The organism is Silvania hatchlandensis, from assembly GCF_025564065.1.
GTDB lineage: Bacteria > Pseudomonadota > Gammaproteobacteria > Enterobacterales > Enterobacteriaceae > Enterobacter > Enterobacter hatchlandensis.
Genome location: NZ_JAMGZK010000052.1, coordinates 278,573 through 300,323 on the forward strand (window position 1 = coordinate 278,573; position 21,751 = coordinate 300,323).

Annotated in this window: 17 protein-coding genes, 7 tRNA genes and 1 pseudogene; 7 read left to right on the forward strand and 18 right to left on the reverse strand. The window is 54.2% G+C overall.

The genetic code is table 11. The features are described 5' to 3' along the window. Window positions 1–88: 88 nt before the first annotated feature. A complete protein-coding gene (gene miaB, locus M8014_RS16950; protein WP_271283563.1) occupies window positions 89–1,513 on the reverse strand; it encodes a tRNA (N6-isopentenyl adenosine(37)-C2)-methylthiotransferase MiaB in 1,425 nt (474 codons plus the stop codon). A 134-nt stretch (window positions 1,514–1,647) separates the two neighbouring features. On the opposite strand from miaB, the gene ubiF reads away from it, so the two are divergent. Continuing rightward, window positions 1,648–2,823 (forward strand): 3-demethoxyubiquinol 3-hydroxylase, encoded by a 1,176-nt coding sequence (ubiF, locus tag M8014_RS16955; RefSeq protein WP_271283564.1) that lies wholly within the window; start codon window positions 1,648–1,650, stop codon window positions 2,821–2,823. 112 nt (window positions 2,824–2,935) lie between these two features. Here the strand turns inward: ubiF and M8014_RS16960 are convergent. The 12 genes from M8014_RS16960 to nagB all read right to left on the reverse strand — a co-directional run bounded on the left by M8014_RS16960 (window position 2,936) and on the right by nagB (window position 9,817). After that, a tRNA-Gln gene (locus M8014_RS16960) sits at window positions 2,936–3,010 on the reverse strand. A gap of 43 nt (window positions 3,011–3,053) precedes the next feature. Beyond that, a tRNA-Gln gene (locus tag M8014_RS16965) sits at window positions 3,054–3,128 on the reverse strand. Window positions 3,129–3,173: 45 nt separating this feature from the next. Beyond that, window positions 3,174–3,250 (reverse strand) — tRNA-Met (locus M8014_RS16970). Window positions 3,251–3,267: 17 nt separating this feature from the next. Further along, window positions 3,268–3,342, reverse strand: a tRNA-Gln gene (locus tag M8014_RS16975). Between the two features lie 32 nt (window positions 3,343–3,374). Then, a tRNA-Gln gene (locus tag M8014_RS16980) sits at window positions 3,375–3,449 on the reverse strand. Between the two features lie 23 nt (window positions 3,450–3,472). Further along, a tRNA-Leu gene (locus M8014_RS16985) sits at window positions 3,473–3,557 on the reverse strand. Window positions 3,558–3,567: 10 nt separating this feature from the next. Continuing rightward, a tRNA-Met gene (locus tag M8014_RS16990) sits at window positions 3,568–3,644 on the reverse strand. Between the two features lie 225 nt (window positions 3,645–3,869). Next, window positions 3,870–5,534: an asparagine synthase B gene (gene asnB / locus M8014_RS16995; protein WP_271283565.1), complete on the reverse strand. Its 1,665-nt coding sequence runs from the start codon at window positions 5,532–5,534 to the stop codon at window positions 3,870–3,872. Between the two features lie 250 nt (window positions 5,535–5,784). Next, on the reverse strand, window positions 5,785–6,537 hold the full coding sequence (gene nagD / locus M8014_RS17000) for a ribonucleotide monophosphatase NagD (RefSeq protein WP_271283566.1): 753 nt from the start codon (window positions 6,535–6,537) through the stop codon (window positions 5,785–5,787). Window positions 6,538–6,581: 44 nt separating this feature from the next. After that, window positions 6,582–7,802, reverse strand: a complete 1,221-nt coding sequence (gene nagC / locus M8014_RS17005) for a DNA-binding transcriptional regulator NagC (RefSeq protein ID WP_271283567.1) — start codon at window positions 7,800–7,802, stop codon at window positions 6,582–6,584. An 8-nt stretch (window positions 7,803–7,810) separates the two neighbouring features. Next, window positions 7,811–8,959 carry an N-acetylglucosamine-6-phosphate deacetylase gene (nagA, locus tag M8014_RS17010; RefSeq protein ID WP_271283568.1) on the reverse strand — a complete coding sequence of 383 codons (1,149 nt, stop codon included), beginning with the start codon at window positions 8,957–8,959 and terminating at the stop codon, window positions 7,811–7,813. A 57-nt stretch (window positions 8,960–9,016) separates the two neighbouring features. Continuing rightward, window positions 9,017–9,817 carry a glucosamine-6-phosphate deaminase gene (gene nagB / locus M8014_RS17015; protein WP_271283569.1) on the reverse strand — a complete coding sequence of 267 codons (801 nt, stop codon included), beginning with the start codon at window positions 9,815–9,817 and terminating at the stop codon, window positions 9,017–9,019. A gap of 328 nt (window positions 9,818–10,145) precedes the next feature. Between nagB and nagE the strand changes: the two genes are divergently transcribed. The 4 genes from nagE (at window position 10,146) to chiQ (ending at window position 16,225) form a co-directional block, all read left to right on the forward strand. Then, complete coding sequence (nagE, locus tag M8014_RS17020) at window positions 10,146–12,170, forward strand: N-acetylglucosamine-specific PTS transporter subunit IIBC (RefSeq protein WP_271283570.1); 2,025 nt, start codon at window positions 10,146–10,148, stop codon at window positions 12,168–12,170. Between the two features lie 179 nt (window positions 12,171–12,349). After that, a complete protein-coding gene (glnS, locus tag M8014_RS17025) occupies window positions 12,350–14,017 on the forward strand; it encodes a glutamine--tRNA ligase (RefSeq protein ID WP_271283571.1) in 1,668 nt (555 codons plus the stop codon). 424 nt (window positions 14,018–14,441) lie between these two features. Beyond that, complete coding sequence (gene chiP, locus M8014_RS17030; RefSeq protein WP_271283572.1) at window positions 14,442–15,848, forward strand: chitoporin ChiP; 1,407 nt, start codon at window positions 14,442–14,444, stop codon at window positions 15,846–15,848. A 47-nt stretch (window positions 15,849–15,895) separates the two neighbouring features. Continuing rightward, window positions 15,896–16,225, forward strand: a complete 330-nt coding sequence (gene chiQ, locus M8014_RS17035; protein ID WP_271283583.1) for a ChiQ/YbfN family lipoprotein — start codon at window positions 15,896–15,898, stop codon at window positions 16,223–16,225. Between the two features lie 94 nt (window positions 16,226–16,319). On the opposite strand, the gene fur is transcribed toward chiQ, so the two are convergent. The 4 genes from fur to ybfF form a co-directional block, all read right to left on the reverse strand. Beyond that, window positions 16,320–16,766, reverse strand: a complete 447-nt coding sequence (fur, locus tag M8014_RS17040) for a ferric iron uptake transcriptional regulator (RefSeq protein ID WP_271283573.1) — start codon at window positions 16,764–16,766, stop codon at window positions 16,320–16,322. Between the two features lie 290 nt (window positions 16,767–17,056). Beyond that, the gene (fldA, locus tag M8014_RS17045; RefSeq protein ID WP_271283574.1) at window positions 17,057–17,587 is read right to left on the reverse strand and encodes a flavodoxin FldA; all 531 of its coding nucleotides are present in this window, start codon (window positions 17,585–17,587) and stop codon (window positions 17,057–17,059) included. Window positions 17,588–17,742: 155 nt separating this feature from the next. Beyond that, window positions 17,743–18,030 (reverse strand): LexA regulated protein, encoded by a 288-nt coding sequence (gene ybfE / locus M8014_RS17050; RefSeq protein WP_271269165.1) that lies wholly within the window; start codon window positions 18,028–18,030, stop codon window positions 17,743–17,745. A gap of 128 nt (window positions 18,031–18,158) precedes the next feature. Continuing rightward, window positions 18,159–18,932: an esterase gene (ybfF, locus tag M8014_RS17055; RefSeq protein ID WP_271283575.1), complete on the reverse strand. Its 774-nt coding sequence runs from the start codon at window positions 18,930–18,932 to the stop codon at window positions 18,159–18,161. Window positions 18,933–19,115: 183 nt separating this feature from the next. Between ybfF and seqA the strand changes: the two genes are divergently transcribed. Beyond that, a complete protein-coding gene (gene seqA / locus M8014_RS17060) occupies window positions 19,116–19,658 on the forward strand; it encodes a replication initiation negative regulator SeqA (protein WP_271283576.1) in 543 nt (180 codons plus the stop codon). 24 nt (window positions 19,659–19,682) lie between these two features. After that, window positions 19,683–21,323 carry a phosphoglucomutase (alpha-D-glucose-1,6-bisphosphate-dependent) gene (gene pgm / locus M8014_RS17065; protein ID WP_271283577.1) on the forward strand — a complete coding sequence of 547 codons (1,641 nt, stop codon included), beginning with the start codon at window positions 19,683–19,685 and terminating at the stop codon, window positions 21,321–21,323. Window positions 21,324–21,408: 85 nt separating this feature from the next. Here the strand turns inward: pgm and M8014_RS17070 are convergent. Then, a pseudogene (locus M8014_RS17070) lies at window positions 21,409–21,751 on the reverse strand (IS4 family transposase); the annotation flags it as partial.

Consider the following 21,751-nt stretch of genomic DNA (forward strand, 5'->3'; position numbering starts at 1 on the left):
CCAGAGAATAAAGGCGCAAGCATTGCGAAATATATGGGGGACAGGAGGGGGAAATACAAGGCCTGCCAGAAATGGCAGGCCTCAGAGATCACGGCTGATAAACGCCGACGCCCAGATCGTTTTCTTTGCGGGTACGCGCAATGATGGATTCTGGCGTTTGTGCCACCCGCAGGCCCATCTCCTCTTCGGTACGTACCAGTCTGCCGCGCAGGGAGTTGGTCAGCACTTCCTGGATTTCGATGTCGACGAATTTACCCACCAGATCCGGCGTTCCTTCGAAGTTCACCACCCGGTTGTTTTCGGTTCGGCCAGACAGCTGCATGATGCTCTTCCGCGATGTACCTTCCACCAGCACGCGCTGAACGGTGCCGAGCATGCGACGGCTCCAGGCGGTGGCCTGCTGGTTAATGCGATCCTGCAGAATATACAGGCGCTGCTTTTTCTCCTCTTCCGGCACGTCGTCAACCATATCGGCGGCAGGCGTTCCGGGACGGGCAGAGAAGATGAAGCTATAACTCACGTCGAAGTTCACCTCACCGATGATCTTCATGGTGCGCTCGAAATCGTCCGTGGATTCACCCGGGAAACCGACGATAAAATCAGAGCTTATCTGAATATCCGGGCGCGCTTCACGCAGCTTGCGAATGATCGATTTATATTCCAGCGCGGTATGGGTGCGGCCCATCAGGTTCAGCACGCGGTCGGAACCGCACTGGATCGGCAGGTGCAGGAAGCTCACCAGCTCTGGTGTATCGCGATAGACATCAATGATGTCATCGGTGAATTCAATCGGGTGGCTGGTGGTAAAGCGGATCCGGTCGATACCGTCAATGGCCGCCACCAGACGCAGCAGGTCGGCGAACGAGCCGGTGCTGCCGTCGTAGTTCTCACCGCGCCAGGCGTTAACGTTCTGGCCGAGCAGGTTCACTTCACGTACGCCCTGGGCCGCCAGCTGGGCGACCTCAAACAGGATGTCATCGCAGGGACGGCTCACTTCCTCACCGCGGGTATAGGGCACCACACAGTAAGTACAATATTTGTTGCAGCCTTCCATAATAGATACGAAGGCGGTCGGGCCATCGGCACGCGGTTCCGGCAGACGGTCAAATTTTTCGATTTCCGGGAAGCTGACATCGACCACCGGGCTGCGATCGCCGCGAACGGAGTTGATCATCTCTGGCAAGCGATGCAGGGTCTGTGGGCCAAAGACGATATCCACGTAGTGAGCGCGGGTACGAATCAGTTCACCTTCCTGCGAGGCGACACAGCCGCCCACGCCAATGATGATGTCCGGATTTTTCTTTTTGAGAAGTTTCCAGCGACCTAACAGATGGAAGACTTTTTCCTGCGCTTTTTCACGGATTGAGCAGGTATTAAGCAGCAGCACATCGGCTTCTTCTGCATGTTCAGTCAGTTGATATCCGTGGGTAGCATCCAGCAGATCGGCCATCTTCGATGAATCGTATTCGTTCATCTGACAGCCCCAGGTTTTTATATGGAGTTTTTTAGTCATCGACTTGCTCGGGCTCAGGATTGCAAGCCGCATAGTGTAATGCTTTGGTGTGGTTGTGACCAGTATGAAGGTTGTCAGCCTCAAGGCAAAAAATCCGGTAAACTTAGGGGATTCTTCAATAAGGACAATTGACCATGACTATCCAACAAACCGGGATCGCCGTTGTCGGCGGCGGTATGGTCGGCGGGGCGCTGGCGCTGGGGCTGGCGCAACACGGGTTTGACGTAACGGTGATAGAGCAGGCGGCACCGCCTGCATTTGATGAGACACAGCAGCCAGATGTGCGTATTTCCGCCATCAGCGCCGCTTCCGTCGAACTGCTGCGCGGGCTGGGCGTCTGGGACGCGGTGCTGGCAATGCGCGCGCACCCTTATCGTCGGCTGGAGACCTGGGAGTGGGAAAACGCCCACGTGGTGTTTGACGCCACCGAGCTTAAGCTCCCGCTGCTGGGCTATATGGTTGAAAACAACGTACTGCAGCAGGCGCTCTGGCAGGCGCTGGACGCGCATCCGCAGGTGACGCTGCGTGTACCTGCGTCGATAAAGGCGATGCACCGCCACAACGATCAGCATCTGATCGCGCTGGATAACGGTGACGAATTGCGAGTAAAACTGCTTATTGGCGCCGACGGGGCGAATTCCCGGGTGCGGGAAATGGCCGGGATTGGCATCCACGCCTGGCAGTATCAGCAATCCTGCATGCTGGTCACCGTCGCCTGTGAAAACGAACCGGGCGACAGCACCTGGCAGCATTTTACCCCGAACGGTCCGCACGCGTTTTTACCACTTTTCGATCGCTGGGCCTCTCTGGTGTGGTACGACTCCCCTGCACGCATTCGTCAGCTACAGGGGCTGACGATGGACCAACTGCAGCGTGAGATCGCCCACCATTTCCCGGCGCGGCTGGGCAAGGTTACGCCGGTTGCCGCAGGCGCATTCCCTCTTACCCGCCGCCATGCGCTGAGCTATGTGCGTGAGGGGCTGGCACTGGTGGGCGACGCAGCGCATACCATTCACCCCCTGGCAGGGCAGGGGGTGAATCTGGGCTATCGCGACGTAGAGGCGCTGTTGGATGTCTTAAGCAGCGCTCGCAGTCACGGTGAAGCCTGGGCCAGCCAGCAGGTGCTTAAGCGCTATCAGACGCGTCGCATGGCGGATAATTTCCTGATGCAGTCGGGGATGGATCTGTTTTACGCGGGATTCAGCAACGATCTCGGCCCAGTGCGTATTCTGCGCAATATCGGCCTGATGGCGGCCGAGCGCGCGGGCGGTCTGAAACGCCAGGCGTTAAAATACGCGCTCGGACTCTAAGCGGTTTTTCCCCTCTCCTTTTGGGAGAGGGCCAGGGTGAGGGGAACAAACCACTCTGTCCCCAAAGCACAAAAACAAAAAAGCCCGCAGAGCGGGCTTTTTTGCTGTTAAGTGGCTGGGGTACGAGGATTCGAACCTCGGAATGCTGGTATCAGAAACCAGAGCCTTACCGCTTGGCGATACCCCAACAGTTGCGTTAAACAAAAGACATTCAACGACTTTTTTTAAATTGGCTGGGGTACGAGGATTCGAACCTCGGAATGCTGGTATCAGAAACCAGAGCCTTACCGCTTGGCGATACCCCAACAATTTTTTTTGGTGATGTCGACCGAAATCAACACAACCTAATATGGTGGCTACGACGGGATTCGAACCTGTGACCCCATCATTATGAGTGATGTGCTCTAACCAACTGAGCTACGTAGCCAGTACTGCTTTCTTCGATGGCTGGGGTACCTGGATTCGAACCAGGGAATGCCGGTATCAAAAACCGGTGCCTTACCGCTTGGCGATACCCCAAATACTGCAGAGAACCGCAAATCGAAGAAATATGGCTGGGGTACCTGGATTCGAACCAGGGAATGCCGGTATCAAAAACCGGTGCCTTACCGCTTGGCGATACCCCATCCGTGCAACGCTTATCTGGAAATGGTGCGGGAGGCGAGACTTGAACTCGCACACCTTGCGGCGCCAGAACCTAAATCTGGTGCGTCTACCAATTTCGCCACTCCCGCAAAAAAAAGATGGTGGCTACGACGGGATTCGAACCTGTGACCCCATCATTATGAGTGATGTGCTCTAACCAACTGAGCTACGTAGCCATCTTTTTTTTCGCGTTACCTTATCGGCGTTGCGGGGCGCATTATGCGTATAGACCCTTGCAGCGTCAACACCTTTTTCATCGAAAATAGCGCGAATGTGACTGTTTGGTTAGGTTGCGAACAGCCTGGCCGATTATTCGGCAATTATTGGTTATTAATCGTTTTTGTCCAGCGAAACGCGAGGCAAAAAAAAGGCCCCGAAGGGCCTGATGAGGATAATTCCTGTTATTTATACGCGGACTGATGCACACCGACGGCACGGCCTGACGGATCGTTCATGGATTTGAACGATTCATCCCACTCAATCGCTTTTGCAGAAGAGCAAGCGACGGAAGGGCCACCCGGCACACACTCGGCAGCGCTTGGCAGTGGGAACAGCTCTTCAAAGATCTCGCGGTACAGATACGCCTCTTTAGAGGATGGCGTGTTGTACGGGAAGCGGAAGCTGGCCGTTTCCAGTTGTTGGTCAGAAACCTGCTTAGCTGCCACCTCTTTCAGGCTATCGATCCAGCTGTAACCCACGCCGTCGGAGAACTGCTCTTTCTGACGCCAGGCGACGCTTGCCGGCAGGTAGGATTCAAAACATTCACGCAGGACATGTTTTTCCATCTTACCGTTGCCGCACATCTTGTCCTGCGGGTTAATGCGCATGGCCACGTCGAGGAACTTCTTATCCAGGAACGGCACGCGAGCTTCTACGCCCCAGGCGGACATCGCTTTGTTAGCACGCGCGCAGTCGAACATGTGCAGCGCCTGCAGCTTACGTACGGTCTCTTCGTGCAGCTCTTTGGCATTTGGCGCTTTATGGAAATAGAGGTAGCCGCCAAAGACTTCGTCAGAACCCTCGCCGGACAACACCATCTTAATGCCCATCGCTTTGATTTTACGGGACATCAGGTACATCGGCGTTGAGGCGCGAATGGTGGTCACATCGTACGTTTCAATGTGGTAGATAACGTCGCGGATCGCATCCAGCCCTTCCTGCACCGTAAAGTGAATCTCATGGTGCACGGTGCCAAGGTGGTTTGCCACTTCCTGCGCGGCTTTCAGATCCGGGGATCCTTCCAGGCCAACGGCGAAGGAGTGCAGCTGCGGCCACCAGGCTTCGGAGCGCTCCTGATCTTCCACGCGGCGGGCGGCGTACTTTTTGGTGATCGCCGAGATAACAGAAGAGTCCAGACCGCCGGAGAGCAGCACGCCGTAAGGCACGTCAGACATCAGGTGACTTTTTACCGCGTCTTCCAGGGCCTGAGCCAGTTCGACTTTGTCGGTGACGTTGTCTTTAACCGCATCGTAATCGAACCAGTCGCGCTGATAGTACGAACGGATTTCGCCGTCTTTGCTCCACAGGAAACTACCCGCCGGGAACTCTTTAATGGTACGGCACACTGGCACCAGGGCTTTCATCTCAGATGCAACGTAGAAGTTGCCGAATTCGTCGTGGCCCATATACAGCGGGATAATCCCGATATGGTCGCGACCAATCAGATACGCATCTTTTTCGCTGTCGTACAGGGCAAAGGCAAACATTCCCTGCAGTTCGTCGAGGAACTCCGGACCTTTTTCCTGATACAGGGCGAGAATCACTTCACAGTCAGAGCCGGTCTGGAAGGCATAGCGATCGCCGTATTCCGCGCGCAGCGCCTGGTGGTTGTAAATTTCACCGTTAACGGCCAGCGCATGGGTTTTTTTCTCGTTATAAAGCGGCTGGGCACCGGCGTTGACGTCCACAATCGACAGGCGTTCGTGCGCCAGAATGGCTTTATCGCTGGCATAGACGCCGGACCAGTCCGGACCGCGATGGCGCATCAGACGGGACAGCTCCAGTGCTTTTTTACGCAGTTCGACCGCGTCAGTTTTAATATCCAGTACGCCAAAAATTGAACACATAACCTTCTCCGTTAACCCTGTTGCAGTGTGATATTGCTTGCTTATGAAAATGCCGTAAAAGGGCAGGAGCGGCAAGCGTTTTGCGGGGTAAAACTGAAATAGTGCAATAGTGATTGCCGAATGTTGAAAAAAGCGTACGTCGAGGGCAGATTTATTGATGATTATTCAATGAATGGCGATTTCTATTAGTGTTGAGTGTGTTTTTGACGGTAGAAAATGAAACAACCACGTCCGGGGACGTGGTTTTGGCTTACAAAACATCGATTTCCGCGACTGAAGGATAAATCCAGCTTGGCCGAAACGGCATCGAATCAATATCATCCAGGGTCGAGACACCTGACAGCACCAGAATGGTTTCCAGCCCGGCCTGGAAGCCCGCCAGAATATCGGTACGCAGGTTGTCGCCTACAATAACGGTTTGCTCGGAGTGAGCCTGCATTTTGTTGAGCGCCGCGCGAATGATCCACGGGCTGGGTTTGCCAACATAAAACGGCATGCGGCCGGTCATCTTCTCGATACCGGCACAGAGCGCGCCACAGGCAGGATAGAAGCCGCGGCCGTGAGTATCCGGATTGGTGGCGATAAAGCGAGCGCCATTCGCCACAAAAAATGCCGCCTTGTGCATCATTTCCCAGTTATAGGAACGCGTTTCACCAACGATAACAAAGTCGGGATTAACGTCAGTAATGGTGAAACCGGCTTTGTATAATTCATGGATTAGCGCGCCTTCGCCTACCACATAGGCTTTTTTACCTTCCTGACGCTTGAGGAAGTCCGCCGTTGCCATCGCCGAGGTGTAGAACACGCTATCGGGCACATCGACGCCGGCAGTCGCAAAACGGTTGGCCAGATCCTGCCCGGTCTGGGACGGGAAGTTGGTGAGCAGAACCAGCGGCATACCTTTTTCAAGGATGCGGTGAAGAAATTCAGCTGCACCTGGCACGGCAACGTTGTCGTGCATCAGCACGCCATCGATATCACAAATTACATTCTTAATGGTCATGGACTACCCGACATCAAAAAAAGAGGCGTAACTATAAAACGCTGTCAGCTTTCCAGCAAACGCTGTAGCAGGATACCGTTAAGCATGGCGCGTTTTACCAGCGCAAAGGCGCCGATAGCGGAGCGGTCGTTCAGCGTGGAGCGCACCACCGGTAAATTCTGGCGAAACGCCTTCAGCGCCTGGGTATTGATGCAGCCCTCAATGGCGGGCAGCAGCACTTTTTCGGCTTCGGTAATTTCACCGGCGATCACAATCTTTTGCGGGTTAAACAGGTTGATGGCTATCGCGATGGTTTTTCCCAACTGACGCCCCACCTGCTCGATCACTTCACAGCTAAGGGCATCGCCCTTATTGGCTGCTTTGCATATAGCGCCGATTTTACAGTCATCCAGCGTCACCCGGCTCTGGTAGCCCTGTTCCAGCATATGGCGAACCCGGTGCTCAATAGCAGCATTAGCGGCAACCGTTTCCAGACAGCCAAAGTTGCCGCAGTGACAGCGTTCACCCAGCGGATCGACCTGAATATGACCAATCTCGCCAACGTTGCCGTTACGGCCAATAAAGATGCGCCCGTTGGAGATGATCCCGGCGCCCGTTCCGCGGTGGACGCGCACCAGAATGGAGTCTTCGCAATCCTGACTCGCCCCAAAATAGTGCTCCGCCAGCGCCAGGCTGCGGATATCGTGGCCAACAAAGCAGGTTACCGCAAAGCGTTTTTCCAGCGCGTTGATTAAGCCCCAGTTTTCAACCTGAATATGTGGCATATAGCGGATCACGCCGCTTTCCGGGTCAACAAGGCCTGGCAGTATCACTGAAATGGCAATCAGTTCGCGGATTTTGCGCTGGCAGGATTCGATAAACAGCTCAATCGCATTGAGCAGCGCATGTTCAAGCGTCTCCTGGGTGCGTTCCGGCAGGGGATAATGCTCTTCAGCAAGGCTTTTGCTGCTGAGATCGTACAGGGTCAGCGTGGCGTCATGGCGGCCAAGGCGCACGCCAATAGCATGGAAATGACGGGTTTCGGTGATTATCGAGATGGCGCGACGGCCCCCGGTGGAGGCCTGCTGATCCACTTCTTTAATCAGCCCGCGCTCAATGAGCTGACGGGTGATCTTGGTCACGCTGGCGGGGGCAAGCTGGCTCTGTTCTGCAATCTGAATGCGCGAGATGGGTCCGTGCTGGTCAATCAGTCGATAAACGGCAGCGCTGTTCAGCTGCTTAACCAGATCCACATTACCAATTTGAGCTTGTCCGCCAGGTGTCATACGTTTACTTACTCTGTGACGACCTCGTTACCGTTAACGATGGTCTTGATGATTTTATAATCGTGCGTGAATGCGGTGAGGTTAGCCACCATGCCTGGGGCAATGGCACCCAGCTGTTTGTCGACGCCAATCGCGCGGGCCGGGTAGAGCGTTGCCATCCGCAGCACTTCATCGAGGGCAATGCTGCAATGTTCGACCAGATTGCGCACGCCTTCGATCATCGTCAGAGCCGAACCGCTCAGCGTGCCGTTCTCATCCACACACAGTCCATCCCGGTAGTATATTGTTTTACCAGCAAAAATGAACTGTTCAATGTTTGCCCCTGCCGGTGCCGTGGCGTCGGTAACCAGACACAACTTATCGCCTTTCAGGCGCTTGGCGTTACGCACGTTGGCGTAATCCACGTGCAAGCCATCAACAATAATGCCGCAGTATACGTCCGGTTCATCAAAAATTGCCCCGGCCAGGCCTGGTTCTCGCCCGGTAATGTACGGCATGGCGTTGTACAGATGGGTGGCGAAGGTAATACCGGCGCGGAAGCCGACTTTAGCCTCTTTCAGCGTGGCATTGGAGTGCCCGGCAGAGACCACAATCCCGGCACCTGCCAGTTTACGGATAATTTCAGGGTCGACCATTTCGGGCGCCAGGGTCACTTTGGTGATCACATCTGCGTTGGCACACAGGAAATCAACCAGCTCTCCGTCAGGCTGGCGTACGAAGCCTGGGTTATGCGTCCCTTTTTTGACGATGTTCAGCCACGGGCCTTCAAGATGCAGGCCCAGCGCCTGGTGCGGATATTTCGCCAGATACTCGCGCATCACGCGAACACCCTGTTTCATCAGCTCATCGCTGGTGGTAATAAGCGTAGGCAGGTAGCTGGTGCAGCCCGATCTTTCGTTGGCGCGCTGCATAATTTCCAGCGTCTCAACGGTTACGGCTTCTGCCGTATCATTGAACTGGACGCCGCCGCAGCCGTTAAGCTGTACGTCGATAAAACCGGGGGAGATGATTGCTCCATTGAGCGAGCGTTGTTCTATACCCGTTGGCAGTTCGGCCTGCGGGCAGACACGTTCAATCAGGCCATTAGCGATAACAATCGCATGGTCATCCAGAATTTCATGGCCGGTATAAATCCGACCGTGGGTTAAAGCATACATAACGACCCCCGGTTTTAAAAAAAAGCATTCCGTCTCTACGTAAGAGACGGCGTCAGATTACAGACCTTTGATGTTTTCAGCTTCTAATTCGTTGAAGTATTTCAGCGTTTTGACTTTCAGCTCCATGGTGGATGGCTCATCGCACACCACAACGGCTTTCGGATGCAGCTGCAGACAGCTGATGGTCCACATATGGTTGACGTTGCCTTCCACTGCCGCCTGAAGGGCCAGCGCTTTCACACCGCCCAGCACCAGGATCATCACTTCTTCAGCATCCAGCAGGGTGCCCACGCCCACGGTCAGCGCATATTTTGGCACCTGGTTAACATCGCCATCAAAGAAACGGGAGTTTGCAACACGGGTGTCATGCGTCAGGGTTTTGATACGGGTACGGGATGCCAGAGAAGAGGCCGGTTCGTTAAACGCGATGTGACCATCATTGCCTACGCCGCCCATGAACAGGTGGATTTTGCCATAAGCGCGGATTTTTTCTTCGTAATGGCGGCACTCAGCATCGATATCCGGTGCATTTCCGTCCAACAGATTAATATTTGCAGGCTGAATATCAATGTGATCAAAGAAATTGCGGTGCATGAAGCTATGGTAGCTCTCCGGATGATCCTTTGGCAGGCCAACATATTCGTCCATGTTGAACGTAACAACGTGTTCGAAGCTGACCTGGCCCGCTTTATGCATCTCCACCAACGCTTTATAGGCGGTGAGAGGCGTGCCTCCGGTCGGCAGACCAAGCACAAAAGGACGATCGGCTGTTGGTTTGAACGCGTTGATACGGTTTACAATATGGCGAGCAGCCCATTTACCGACTTGTTCTGCAGTTGCCAGGGGGATCAGTCTCATTATTCACCTCTGAAGATTAAGTAAAAAAGTTGGCGGATTGACTGTCTGAGTATGATGTAAGCCTAACCTGGTTCACACCGTAAGGAGGCAATCCGTCCTGATTTTTCGTATCATAAAATAAGTTTTCATTGTTTGCCAGTGTAAGGGAGGGGTTGAAACGATATTTGGTGACAAAACTCACAAAAAATACGCGTTTAATTTGCGATACGAATTAATTTTCCACACACTCATAAAGCCAGTGAATCATCAACTGTACATATAAGTTAATGACACAATAAAAACACAGCTGAGAACACACCTTCAAACGGGGTCTCAAAGGGGGAAGAAAGTGAGCATTTTAGGTTATTTACAAAAGGTTGGCCGCGCCTTGATGGTGCCGGTTGCCACGCTGCCAGCGGCGGCAATTCTGATGGGTGTCGGATACTGGATTGACCCGGTGGGTTGGGGTGGGGACAACGCATTAGCGGCGTTCTTCATCAAGTCTGGTTCTGCGATTATCGATAACATGTCCGTACTGTTTGCCATTGGTGTGGCTTATGGTATGTCCAAAGATAAAGACGGTGCTGCGGCACTGACCGGTTTTGTTGGCTTCCTCGTTTTAACTACGCTCTGTTCGCCGGCTGCGGTGGCAATGATCCAGAAGATCCCAGCGGACCAGGTGCCTGCTGCGTTCGGTAAGATCAGCAACCAGTTCGTCGGTATCCTCGTGGGTATCATCTCCGCTGAACTGTACAACCGCTTCAGTAGCGTAGAGTTGCCAAAAGCGCTCTCCTTCTTCAGCGGTCGTCGTCTGGTGCCGATCCTGACCTCCTTCGTGATGATCGTGGTCGCCTTCATCCTGATGTACGTCTGGCCGGTGATTTTCGACGGTCTGGTGAACTTTGGTGAGCACATCCAGAAGCTGGGCTCCGTCGGTGCGGGCGTGTACGCATTCTTCAACCGTCTGCTGATCCCGGTTGGTCTGCACCACGCGCTGAACTCCGTATTCTGGTTTGACGTTGCCGGTATTAACGATATCCCTAACTTCCTCGGCGGCGCACAGTCCATCGAAGCAGGTAAAGCGGTTGTCGGTATCACCGGTCGTTACCAGGCGGGCTTCTTCCCAATTATGATGTTCGGTCTGCCGGGTGCAGCACTGGCTATCTACCACTGCGCGCGTCCTGAGAACAAAGCGAAGGTACTGGGGATTATGATGGCGGGCGCATTCGCGGCCTTCTTCACCGGTATCACCGAGCCGCTGGAATTCTCCTTCATGTTCGTGGCACCGGTACTGTATGTGATCCACGCTGTGCTGACCGGTATCTCTGTCTTTATCGCCGCAAGCATGCACTGGATTGCCGGCTTCGGCTTCAGTGCGGGTCTGGTGGATATGGTGCTGTCGTCACGTAACCCACTGGCAACCCACTGGTACATGCTGATCCCACAAGGTCTGGTGTTCTTCGCTATCTACTACGTGGTGTTCCGCTTCACGATTACTAAATTCAACCTGATGACCCCGGGTCGTGAACTGGCGGTTGCCGGTAGCGAAGCGGATGGTCAGGACGTTAATGTCAGCGCGGGCAACACGGAAGATGTTTCCGGTCTGGCGCGTCAGTACATCGCTGCGGTCGGCGGTTCAGACAACCTGACCGGTATCGATGCCTGCATCACTCGTCTGCGTCTGAACGTAAAAGACTCTGCTCTGGTTAACGAAGCCATGGCGAAGCGTCTGGGTGCCTCTGGCGTGATTCGCCTGAACAAAACCAGCGTGCAAATCATTGTCGGCTTTGTGGCTGAGAAGATAGCCAACGCCATGAAAACTACCGGCCCAGTAGCCGCCGCAGAAGCCGCTCCGGTCGCTGCTGCAGCCGCACCAACGGCGGTTAAACCGCAGGCGGTGGCTAACGCAACGACTATCGCCGCGCTGGTTTCCCCGGTAACGGGTGACGTGGTAGCTCTGGAACAGGTTCCTGACGAAGCCTTCGCCAGCAAAGCCGTTGGCGACGGTGTTGCGGTAAAACCAACGGAGAAAACCGTGGTTTCTCCGGCAGCGGGCACCATCGTTAAAATCTTCAACACCAACCACGCGTTCTGCCTGGAAACGGAAAAAGGTGCGGAGATCGTTGTCCATATGGGTATCGATACCGTCGCGCTGGGCGGCCAGGGCTTTAAACGCCTGGTGGAAGAGGGGGCAGAAGTGGTGGCTGGTCAGCCGATTCTGGAAATGGATCTCGACTTCCTGAACGCCAATGCGCGCTCCATGATTAGCCCGGTTGTCTGCAGCAACATCGACGACTTTAGCGGCCTGGTCATCAACGCGCAGGGCCAGGTTGTGGCCGGTCAAACCCCACTGTATGAAATTAAAGGCAAATAAGTGCTCCTGAGTTAGCGTTAATGCCTGAGCGGCGGGGATAATCCCCGCCGCTTTTTTTTGCAGCAATCGCCCCGATTATTCTCTGCGAAGACGTTTTATACGTAACTAAAGGTTGTCACTACGCCCGGCTTATAAGATCATATGCCGTTATACGTCGTTTACGCTTTGAGGAATCCACGATGAGTGAGGCAGAAGCCCGCCCAAGCAACTTTATTCGTCAGATCATCGATGAAGATCTGGCCACTGGTAAGCACACTACTGTTCATACCCGTTTTCCGCCGGAGCCGAATGGCTACCTGCATATTGGTCATGCGAAATCGATCTGCCTGAACTTTGGCATCGCGCAAGACTACCAGGGTCAATGCAACCTGCGTTTCGATGACACCAACCCGGTAAAAGAAGACATCGAGTACGTAGAGTCCATTAAGAACGACGTGCAATGGTTGGGCTTCAACTGGTCTGGCGACATCTGCTACTCCTCTGACTATTTTGACCAGCTGTACGCTTATGCGGTTGAACTTATCAACAAAGGTCTGGCCTACGTTGATGAACTCTCTGCTGACGAAATCCGTGAATACCGCGGCTCGCTGACTGCGCCGGGCAAAAACAGCCCTTACCGCGATCGCAGCGTGGAAGAGAACCTGGCGTTGTTCGAAAAAATGCGTGCTGGTGGTTTCGAAGAGGGCAAAGCCTGTCTGCGTGCCAAAATCGATATGGCATCGCCATTTATCGTGATGCGCGATCCGGTGCTGTATCGCATTAAATTTGCCGATCACCACCAGACCGGCAGCAAGTGGTGCATCTACCCGATGTACGACTTCACCCACTGCATTAGCGATGCACTGGAAGGCATTACGCACTCCTTATGTACGCTTGAGTTTCAGGATAACCGCCGTCTGTATGACTGGGTTCTGGATAACATCACTATCCCGGTGCATCCGCGTCAGTACGAGTTCTCTCGCCTGAATCTGGAATACACCGTGATGTCCAAGCGCAAGCTGAACGAGCTGGTGACGGACAAGCACGTTGAAGGCTGGGATGACCCGCGTATGCCGACCATCTCTGGTCTGCGTCGTCGTGGCTACACCGCTGCGGCCATTCGTGAGTTCTGCAAGCGCATCGGCGTGACCAAGCAGGACAACACCATCGAGATGGCATCGCTGGAATCCTGTATCCGTGAAGATCTGAACGACAACGCCCCACGTGCGATGGCGGTTATCGATCCGGTGAAACTGGTTATCGAGAACTACCCGCAGGGTGAAAGCGAGCTGGTGACCATGCCTAACCATCCGAGCAAACCGGAGATGGGCAGCCGTGACGTTCCGTTCAGCGCTGAAATCTGGATCGATCGCGCGGACTTCCGTGAAGAAGCCAACAAGCAGTACAAGCGTCTGGTGATGGGTAAAGAAGTGCGCCTGCGTAACGCCTATGTGATCAAAGCTGAGCGCGTAGAGAAAGACGCGGAAGGCAACATCACCACGATCTTCTGCAGCTACGATGCAGAGACCCTGAGCAAGGATCCGGCTGACGGTCGCAAGGTGAAAGGCGTTATTCACTGGGTTAGCGCCGCACATGCGCTGCCGGTTGAAATCCGTCTGTACGATCGCCTGTTCAGCGTGCCAAACCCGGGTGCGGCAGACAATTTCCTCGACACCATTAACCTGGAGTCGCTGGTCATCAAGCAAGGTTTTGCTGAGCCGTCCCTGAAAGCGGCCGTTGCCGGTAAGGCGTATCAGTTTGAGCGCGAAGGCTATTTCTGCCTCGACAGCCGCTATGCCACTGCGGACAAACTGGTGTTTAACCGTACCGTCGGTCTGCGCGATACCTGGGCAAAAGTCGGCGAATAACCGATGCTTCCCCCCGAGCGCCGCGTAATGCGGCGTTTTTTTTGCTTATCAATCAAGCCATTGCTGGTGTCAATCTTCGTGATGCGAATTAATTGCATTTCCCTCCGCTGTTAGCGTTCTCTCCCTTGCTTCAAATTAATCCCATTCTGTCGCGTATTCATGCAACCACTAAAAATAACTGGCTAATTTTGAAGATTATTTTAATTGATTATTCTGTCGCGCGGCCGTTGTTACAAATGGCAACCAAATATGTGCACTTCGTCATAATCCTGACTTTTGATCGCTAAAAAGGATTGATAATTCGCGTCGCGAAAAATAGTCTACAGGCAGTAGATGTAAATGAGTATTTCTGCTTACGTCGACTTTTTAACTTTTGTTTTTTTCGCCGTTTAAGGCGCTTTTTATACGTCAAAGAGGATTAACTATGCGTACGTTTAGTGGCAAACGTAGTGCGCTTGCGCTGGCTATTGCCGGTGTGACAGCAATGTCTGGTTGGATGGTCTCTCCAAAGGCCCAGGCCGAAGGTTTTGTCGATGATTCAACCCTGACGGGCGGTGTCTATTACTGGCAGCGTGAACGTGACCGTAAAGACGTCGAATCAGACAAATACGAAACTAACCTCGCTCACTCCACCTGGAACGCCAACCTTGATTTCCAGTCCGGCTATGCAGCGGACATGTTCGGTCTTGACCTGGCCGCCTTCACCGCGATTGAAATGGCGGAAAACGGCGACAGCGGACACCCGAACGAAATTGCATTCTCCTCCAGCAACAAAGCCTACAAAGAGGACTGGTCCGGCGATAAGAGCGGGATCAGCCTGTACAAAGCGGCAGCCAAATTTAAATACGGTCCGGCCTGGGCGCGCGGTGGCTGGCTTCAGCCTACTGGTCAAACCTTATTAGCGCCGCACTGGAGCTTTATGCCGGGTACATACCAGGGCGCGGAAGCCGGGGCGAACTTTGACTACGGCGATAGCGGAGCGTTGAGTTTCTCCTACATGTGGACCAACGAGTACAAAGCGCCGTGGCACCTCGAGATGGATAAGTTCTATCAAAACGACAGAAAAACCCGCGTCGACTATCTCCACTCCCTTGGTGCGAAATACGATTTCAAAAACAACCTGATTCTGGAAGCGGCATTCGGTCAGGCTGAAGGCTATATTGACCAGTATTTTGCCAAAGCCAGTTATAAGATGGATGTGGTGGGCGGCCCGCTGTCGACCAGCTATCAGTTCTACGGCACTCGTGATAAAGCCAACGACAGCACTGTCAATGATATCTACGACGGCACCGCATGGCTGCAGGCGCTGACCCTGGGCTATAAAGTCGGGCAGGTGGATTTACGCCTGGAGGGGACTTACGTCAAAGCCGAAGGACAGCAAGGCTACTTCCTGCAGCGTATGACCCCAACCTATGCCTCTTCCAACGGTCGTCTGGATGTCTGGTGGGATAACCGCTCCGACTTTAACGCCAACGGCGAAAAAGCGGTCTTCTTTGGTGCGATGTACGATCTGAGCAACTGGAACATGGCAGGCTGGAGCATCGGTGGCTCGTATGTCTACGCCTGGGATGCGAAGCCAGCGGACTGGGTTATCAACAGCGCGGGCCAGCGCGAAAACAACCCGTCCAACAACATCAAAGAGTCAGCCTATAGCCTGGATGCGATCTACATCCTGCAGGACGGGCGTGCGAAAGGCACTATGTTCAAGCTGCACTTCACCCAGTACGACAATCACTCCAGTATCCCAAGCTACGGCGGCGGTTACGGCAACATCTTCCAGGATGAGCGCGACGTGAAGTTTATGGTTATCGCCCCATTCACTATCTTCTGATGATGCTTCCGGCGGGGGCCACACCCGCCGAAACGGAGACCGCTATGTTGAAAAAAATCCTGTTTGTCGCGTTACTTGCCGCCGGGCTTACCGCCTGTGCAGAGCCGCAGACCCAGAAAGAAGATTCACGTCTGAAAGAGGCTTATAGTGCCTGTATTAATACCGCAGAAGGATCGCCGGAGAAGATCGAAGCCTGCCAAAGCGTGCTGAACGTGCTGAAGCAAGAGAAAGTGCACGAGCAGTTTGCGACCCAGGAAACGATCAGAGTGGCTGATTATCAGGCCTGTATTCAGGCGCGCAAAACCGGACACGATCAGGACGTGACGAAGCGTTGCGACCAAATCTGGAAGGAAATTCGCAGTAATAACAGCAAGTAATCAGCTGTTCTTAAGCCCGGTATGCGTCAGCGCTACCGGGTTTTTTTGCATAAAAAAAGCCAACCGTCAGGTTGGCTTAGCGCGTGCGGATGAATTATTTCGCGTCGTGCGCGTGGTCATCTGCAGTGCAGTCGCCTTCAGCGCAGTGGCCGTACAGGTAAAGACTGTGGTTGGTCAGACGAATGCCGTGACGTGCAGCAATTTCACGCTGACGGGATTCAATAGAGTCGTCGCTGAATTCGATCACTTTGCCGCAATCCAGGCAAATCAGGTGATCGTGATGATGCTGCTGCGTCAGTTCGAAAACGGATTTACCGCCTTCGAAGTTATGGCGTGTAACGATGCCAGCGTCGTCAAACTGGTTCAGTACACGGTACACCGTGGCCAGACCAATCTCTTCGCCCATGTCGATCAGACGCTTGTATAAGTCTTCCGCACTGACATGATGGTTATCCGGACCCTGAAGCACTTCCAGAATTTTTAACCGTGGAAGCGTGACTTTCAGTCCGGCCTTCTTTAATGCGGTATTGTTGTCAGTCATGCGGAATCTGTCCTGTTGCTAAACGATTCACTTCTATAGAAGAAGTGACAGAAAGTGCACCTGAGAGAATGCGTCTCATTATAGAACTGCCATGGCTGAATGAAAACTGCAAGTCTCAAGCAAAGTATGCTTATAAAAACGTGGTACCGCCAACAAACTTGTTACAGGGTGACCCGTTTAATCCTGGTTGATTGTACAGGTATGACAGCAAAAGTTAAAAATTTGTAGCAATTATTTTGATTGATAATACCTATCAATGCGGCGTAACTACAGGTTACGCCGCCACAACATCAGGCGTTGAGGATGTCGTCGAGGTGCAGCTCTTCGCGGATCTGCTTAACCCATTTGTCCACGCGCTCTGCGGTCAGCTCCGGCTGGCGGTCTTCGTCGATAGCCAGGCCCACGAAGTTGTCATCATCAGCCAGACCTTTAGAGGCTTCGAAGTGATAGCCTGCAGTTGGCCAGTGGCCCACGATCACTGCGCCACGCGGCTCAATGATGTCGCGAATGGTGCCCAGCGCATCGCAGAAGTACTCTGCGTAGTCTTCCTGGTCGCCACAGCCGAACAGGGCTACCAGTTTGCCATTGAAGTCGATCTCTTCCAGAGACGGGAAGAAGTCGTCCCAGTCGCACTGCGCTTCACCGTAGTACCAGGTTGGGATGCCCAGCAGCAAGATATCGTAACCTGCGATGTCTTCTTTGCTGCTTTTCGCAATGTCATGCACATCGGCAACGTCTTTACCAAGCTGTTTTTGAATGTTTTTCGCGATGTTTTCGGTGTTACCGGTGTCGCTGCCGAAAAAAATGCCGATGATTGCCATGAGTAAAATAACCTCTTGAAACTTAATAGTATGGTGGCGCAATTTAGCCACGGATAAGGGCAATCATAGCAGAACAGAGAAGCCTGCGGAAACTGCTATCGCGCAGGACTGCACTCTGTGCTACATGAAAGCAACAAGGAGGGGTGTTTTCTGACTTACGCTTTGTCGTGCCATTTCTCGAGCTGCAGGATCAGCATCTCTTCAATAAGCTCACTGCGGCTGATGTCGCGGGCATTTGCCAGCTCGTTCAGCGCATCGACGGCGTCCGCATTGAGTTTCAGCTCGACGCGTTTAAGCCCACGACTTTTATCGCGTTTGAGCTGATTGCGCTTATTAATGCGCAGCTGTTCATCACGCGAATGCGGATTGGTTTTCGGTCGTCCCGGGCGCCGCTCATTCGCGAACAGATCTATTGTTGTGCGGTCCGTGTTTTCTTTGGCCATGATTCTGAGACTTCGGGGGAAACAAGACGCCCTGCTAAAGCCCGGGCGATAAGCGCGCCATCATACATCAGCGAAATCGGCACGCCAACGACTGGTGGCCCGCAGGCGACCAGTCGCTCTCTTTTTAATCAATTTTCGATGTCGGCGAGGTAACGGCGGATGGCACGCAGCACGGCATCGGGCTTTTCGGCATGCACCCAGTGCCCGGCACCGGCAATCACATGCGCCCGCGCCTGTGGGAATTGCGCCAGCAGCGCGTCCCGATACGCTTCGGTGACGTAGGGCGAATTGCCGCCGGGAATAAACAGCGCCGGGTGCGACCAGGCCGGCACCGGCTGCCAGCCAACGATGTTGCTGTACTGATCCCACAGCGCCGGCACGTTAAAGCGCCACTCACCGTCCACGAAGGATTTCAGCAGAAACTGCACCACACCTTCTTCATCAAGGTGCTCACGCATCACCGTGGCGGCCTGCTGGCGGGTGCTGACCCCGGCCTCTGTAACGGCATTAATCGCGGCGAAAATCTCATCGTGGCGGCGCACGGCATAATCCACCGGGGCCACGTCGATCACCACCAGACCGTCAATACGTTCAGGTGCAAGCGCGGTTAGCGCCATCACCGCTTTACCGCCCATGGAGTGGCCGACAAGCGTCGCCTTTTCAATATTGTGGGCGTCCAGCGTATCGAGCAGATCCTGGGCCATATCGGCATAGGTCATCTGTACCGAGCGCGGGGACTGACCATGGTTACGCATATCCACCTGCAGGAGAGCGTGGTCCGTCACCAGATCCCGTGCCAGCACGCCGAGGTTGTCCAGGCTGCCAAACAGGCCATGAACCAGCACGATGGGAGAATTATTGTGCGGCGATTGTGCAGATTGCGCTCGGGTATTCAATTTCATGGCAAAGTTCTTTTTTTACGTATGTCAGGTTAGGGTATCATGTTGACCATTCTGCCGCCCGGCTGCAAGGAAACAGTTAAATCTGACTTTTGCCGCCACCCTGGCTTGACGCTATCCGCTGTTGGGTTTTGACCTTATACTCCCAACAACTTGTATTCAGATAAGATATCGCACTGGATTAAGATGAAAACAATCGAAGTTGATGACGAGCTTTATCAGTTTATTGCCAGCCAGACACGGCATATCGGTGAAAGCGCGTCCGACATTTTACGGCGCATGCTGAAAATTGCCGCCGCCTCACAGTCCACCGCGCCTGTCGTCAAAGAAGTGCGCCAGCCAGCCGTTGTCGCGCAGCAAAAGCCGCTGAACCCGGCAAAAGACAATGTGCGTGCGATGCGCGAGCTGCTGCTGTCTGATGAATACGCGGAACAGAAAAAAGCCGTTAACCGCTTTATGCTGGTGCTGTCTACACTCTATTCACTGGACAACAAAGCGTTTGCCGACGCCACCGAGTCCCTGCACGGTCGAACTCGCGTTTACTTCGCTGTCGATGAGCAGACGCTTTTACAGAATGGTAATCAAACTAAACCCAAACAGCTCCCTGGTACCCCGTACTGGGTGATCACCAATACCAATACCGGACGCAAGCGCGGCATGATCGAACACATCATGCAGTCGATGCAGTTCCCGGTGGAATTGACTGATAAGGTTTGCGGTACAATTTAACCCTTGCATCAGAAGGACCAGGCAATGGCAAATCACAATCGTGCGGGTCAGCCTGCACAACAGAGCGATTTGATTAACGTCGCCCAGCTTACCGCCCAGTACTACGTGCTGAAGCCGGAAGTGGGTAATGCAGAACACGCAGTGAAGTTTGGTACGTCAGGTCACCGTGGCAGCGCGGTTCGCCAAAGCTTTAACGAACCGCACATTCTGGCCATTGCCCAGGCCATCGCGGAAGAGCGCGCCAAAAATGGCGTCACCGGTCCGTGCTACGTCGGTAAAGACACGCACGCGCTGTCAGAGCCTGCTTTCATTTCCGTACTGGAAGTGCTGGCGGCCAACGGCGTGGACGTGGTGATTCAGGAAAACAACGGCTATACGCCGACCCCTGCAGTGTCGAACGCTATTCTGGTGCATAACCAGCAGGGCGGGGCGCAGGCAGACGGGATTGTGATCACCCCGTCGCACAACCCGCCGGAAGATGGCGGCATCAAATATAACCCGCCTAACGGTGGCCCGGCTGACACCAACGTCACCAAAGTGGTGGAAGACCGCGCCAACGCTCTGCTGGCCGACGGCCTGAAAGGCGTGAAGCGGATCACGCTGGGCGAGGCGATGGCCTCCGGTCACGTGAAAGAGCAGGATCTGGTGCAGCCGTTTATTGAAGGGCTGGCGGATATCGTCGATATGGCTGCAATCCAGAAAGCCGGTCTGAAGCTTGGCGTTGACCCGCTTGGCGGCTCCGGTATCGAATACTGGCAGCGTATTGCGGCGCACTACAAGCTGGATCTGACCATTGTTAACGATCAGGTCGATCAGACCTTCCGCTTTATGCACCTTGATAAAGACGGCGCGATCCGTATGGACTGCTCTTCCGAGTGTGCGATGGCCGGTCTGCTGGCGCTTCGCGATAAGTTCGACCTCGCGTTTGCCAACGACCCGGACTATGACCGCCACGGGATCGTCACCCCTGCGGGCCTGATGAACCCGAACCACTATCTGGCGGTGGCGATCAACTACCTGTTCCAGCATCGTCCACAGTGGGGCAAAGATGTGGCCGTCGGTAAAACCCTGGTCTCCTCGGCGATGATCGACCGCGTGGTTAACGATTTGGGTCGCAAACTGGTCGAAGTACCGGTTGGCTTCAAGTGGTTTGTTGACGGTCTGCACGACGGCAGCTTCGGTTTTGGCGGTGAAGAGAGCGCGGGCGCTTCCTTCCTGCGCTTCAACGGCACGCCGTGGTCCACCGACAAAGACGGCATCATCATGTGCCTGCTGGCGGCAGAAATTACGGCAGTAACCGGGAAGAATCCGCAGGAGCACTACAACGAGCTGGCAGCCCGTTTCGGTGCCCCAAGCTACAACCGTCTGCAGGCATCGGCCACGTCTGCGCAGAAAGCCGCGCTGTCTAAGCTTTCGCCAGAAATGGTCAGCGCCAGCACCCTGGCGGGTGACCCGATCACCGCACGTCTGACGGCCGCACCAGGTAATGGTGCGTCGATTGGTGGGCTGAAAGTGATGACCGACAACGGCTGGTTCGCGGCGCGTCCATCCGGTACGGAAGATGCGTACAAAATCTACTGTGAAAGCTTCCTCGGCGACGAACACCGTCAGATGATTGAGAAAGAAGCAGTTGAAATTGTCAGTGAAGTATTGAAGAACGCATAAGTGTGGCTTGTGCGCCGGGCGGCACGGCGTTTGCCCGGCCTACGGCATCCAGAAACGGCAACCTTCAGGTTGTAATGCCAGTCAGTTAAGCAACTGACTGGCCCTTTTTCGGGGCTGTGGTGTACCTCCAGGGCCTCTCCTTTACCACCCTCGGGAAGGCCCTTTCCCTTCTTGTCGGCAGCCTGACCATCTGACCCATACTTTCAAGATCACGCATCAGCTCCGGGATACGCCCCGGTGATGCGCCCTGCAGGGTCATCAGCATTCGCATCACCATTCCGCAAGACTCTGAGAAGCTCAACTGATTCGGCCAGTAGCCTTTCAGATGCCCCGCCATTTTAATCATCTGATATCTCACCAGATTATACGCCAGTAATACGCCCCACAGCTCCTGCTCCACAAGCTCCGGCTTTTTACTTCTCAGCGTC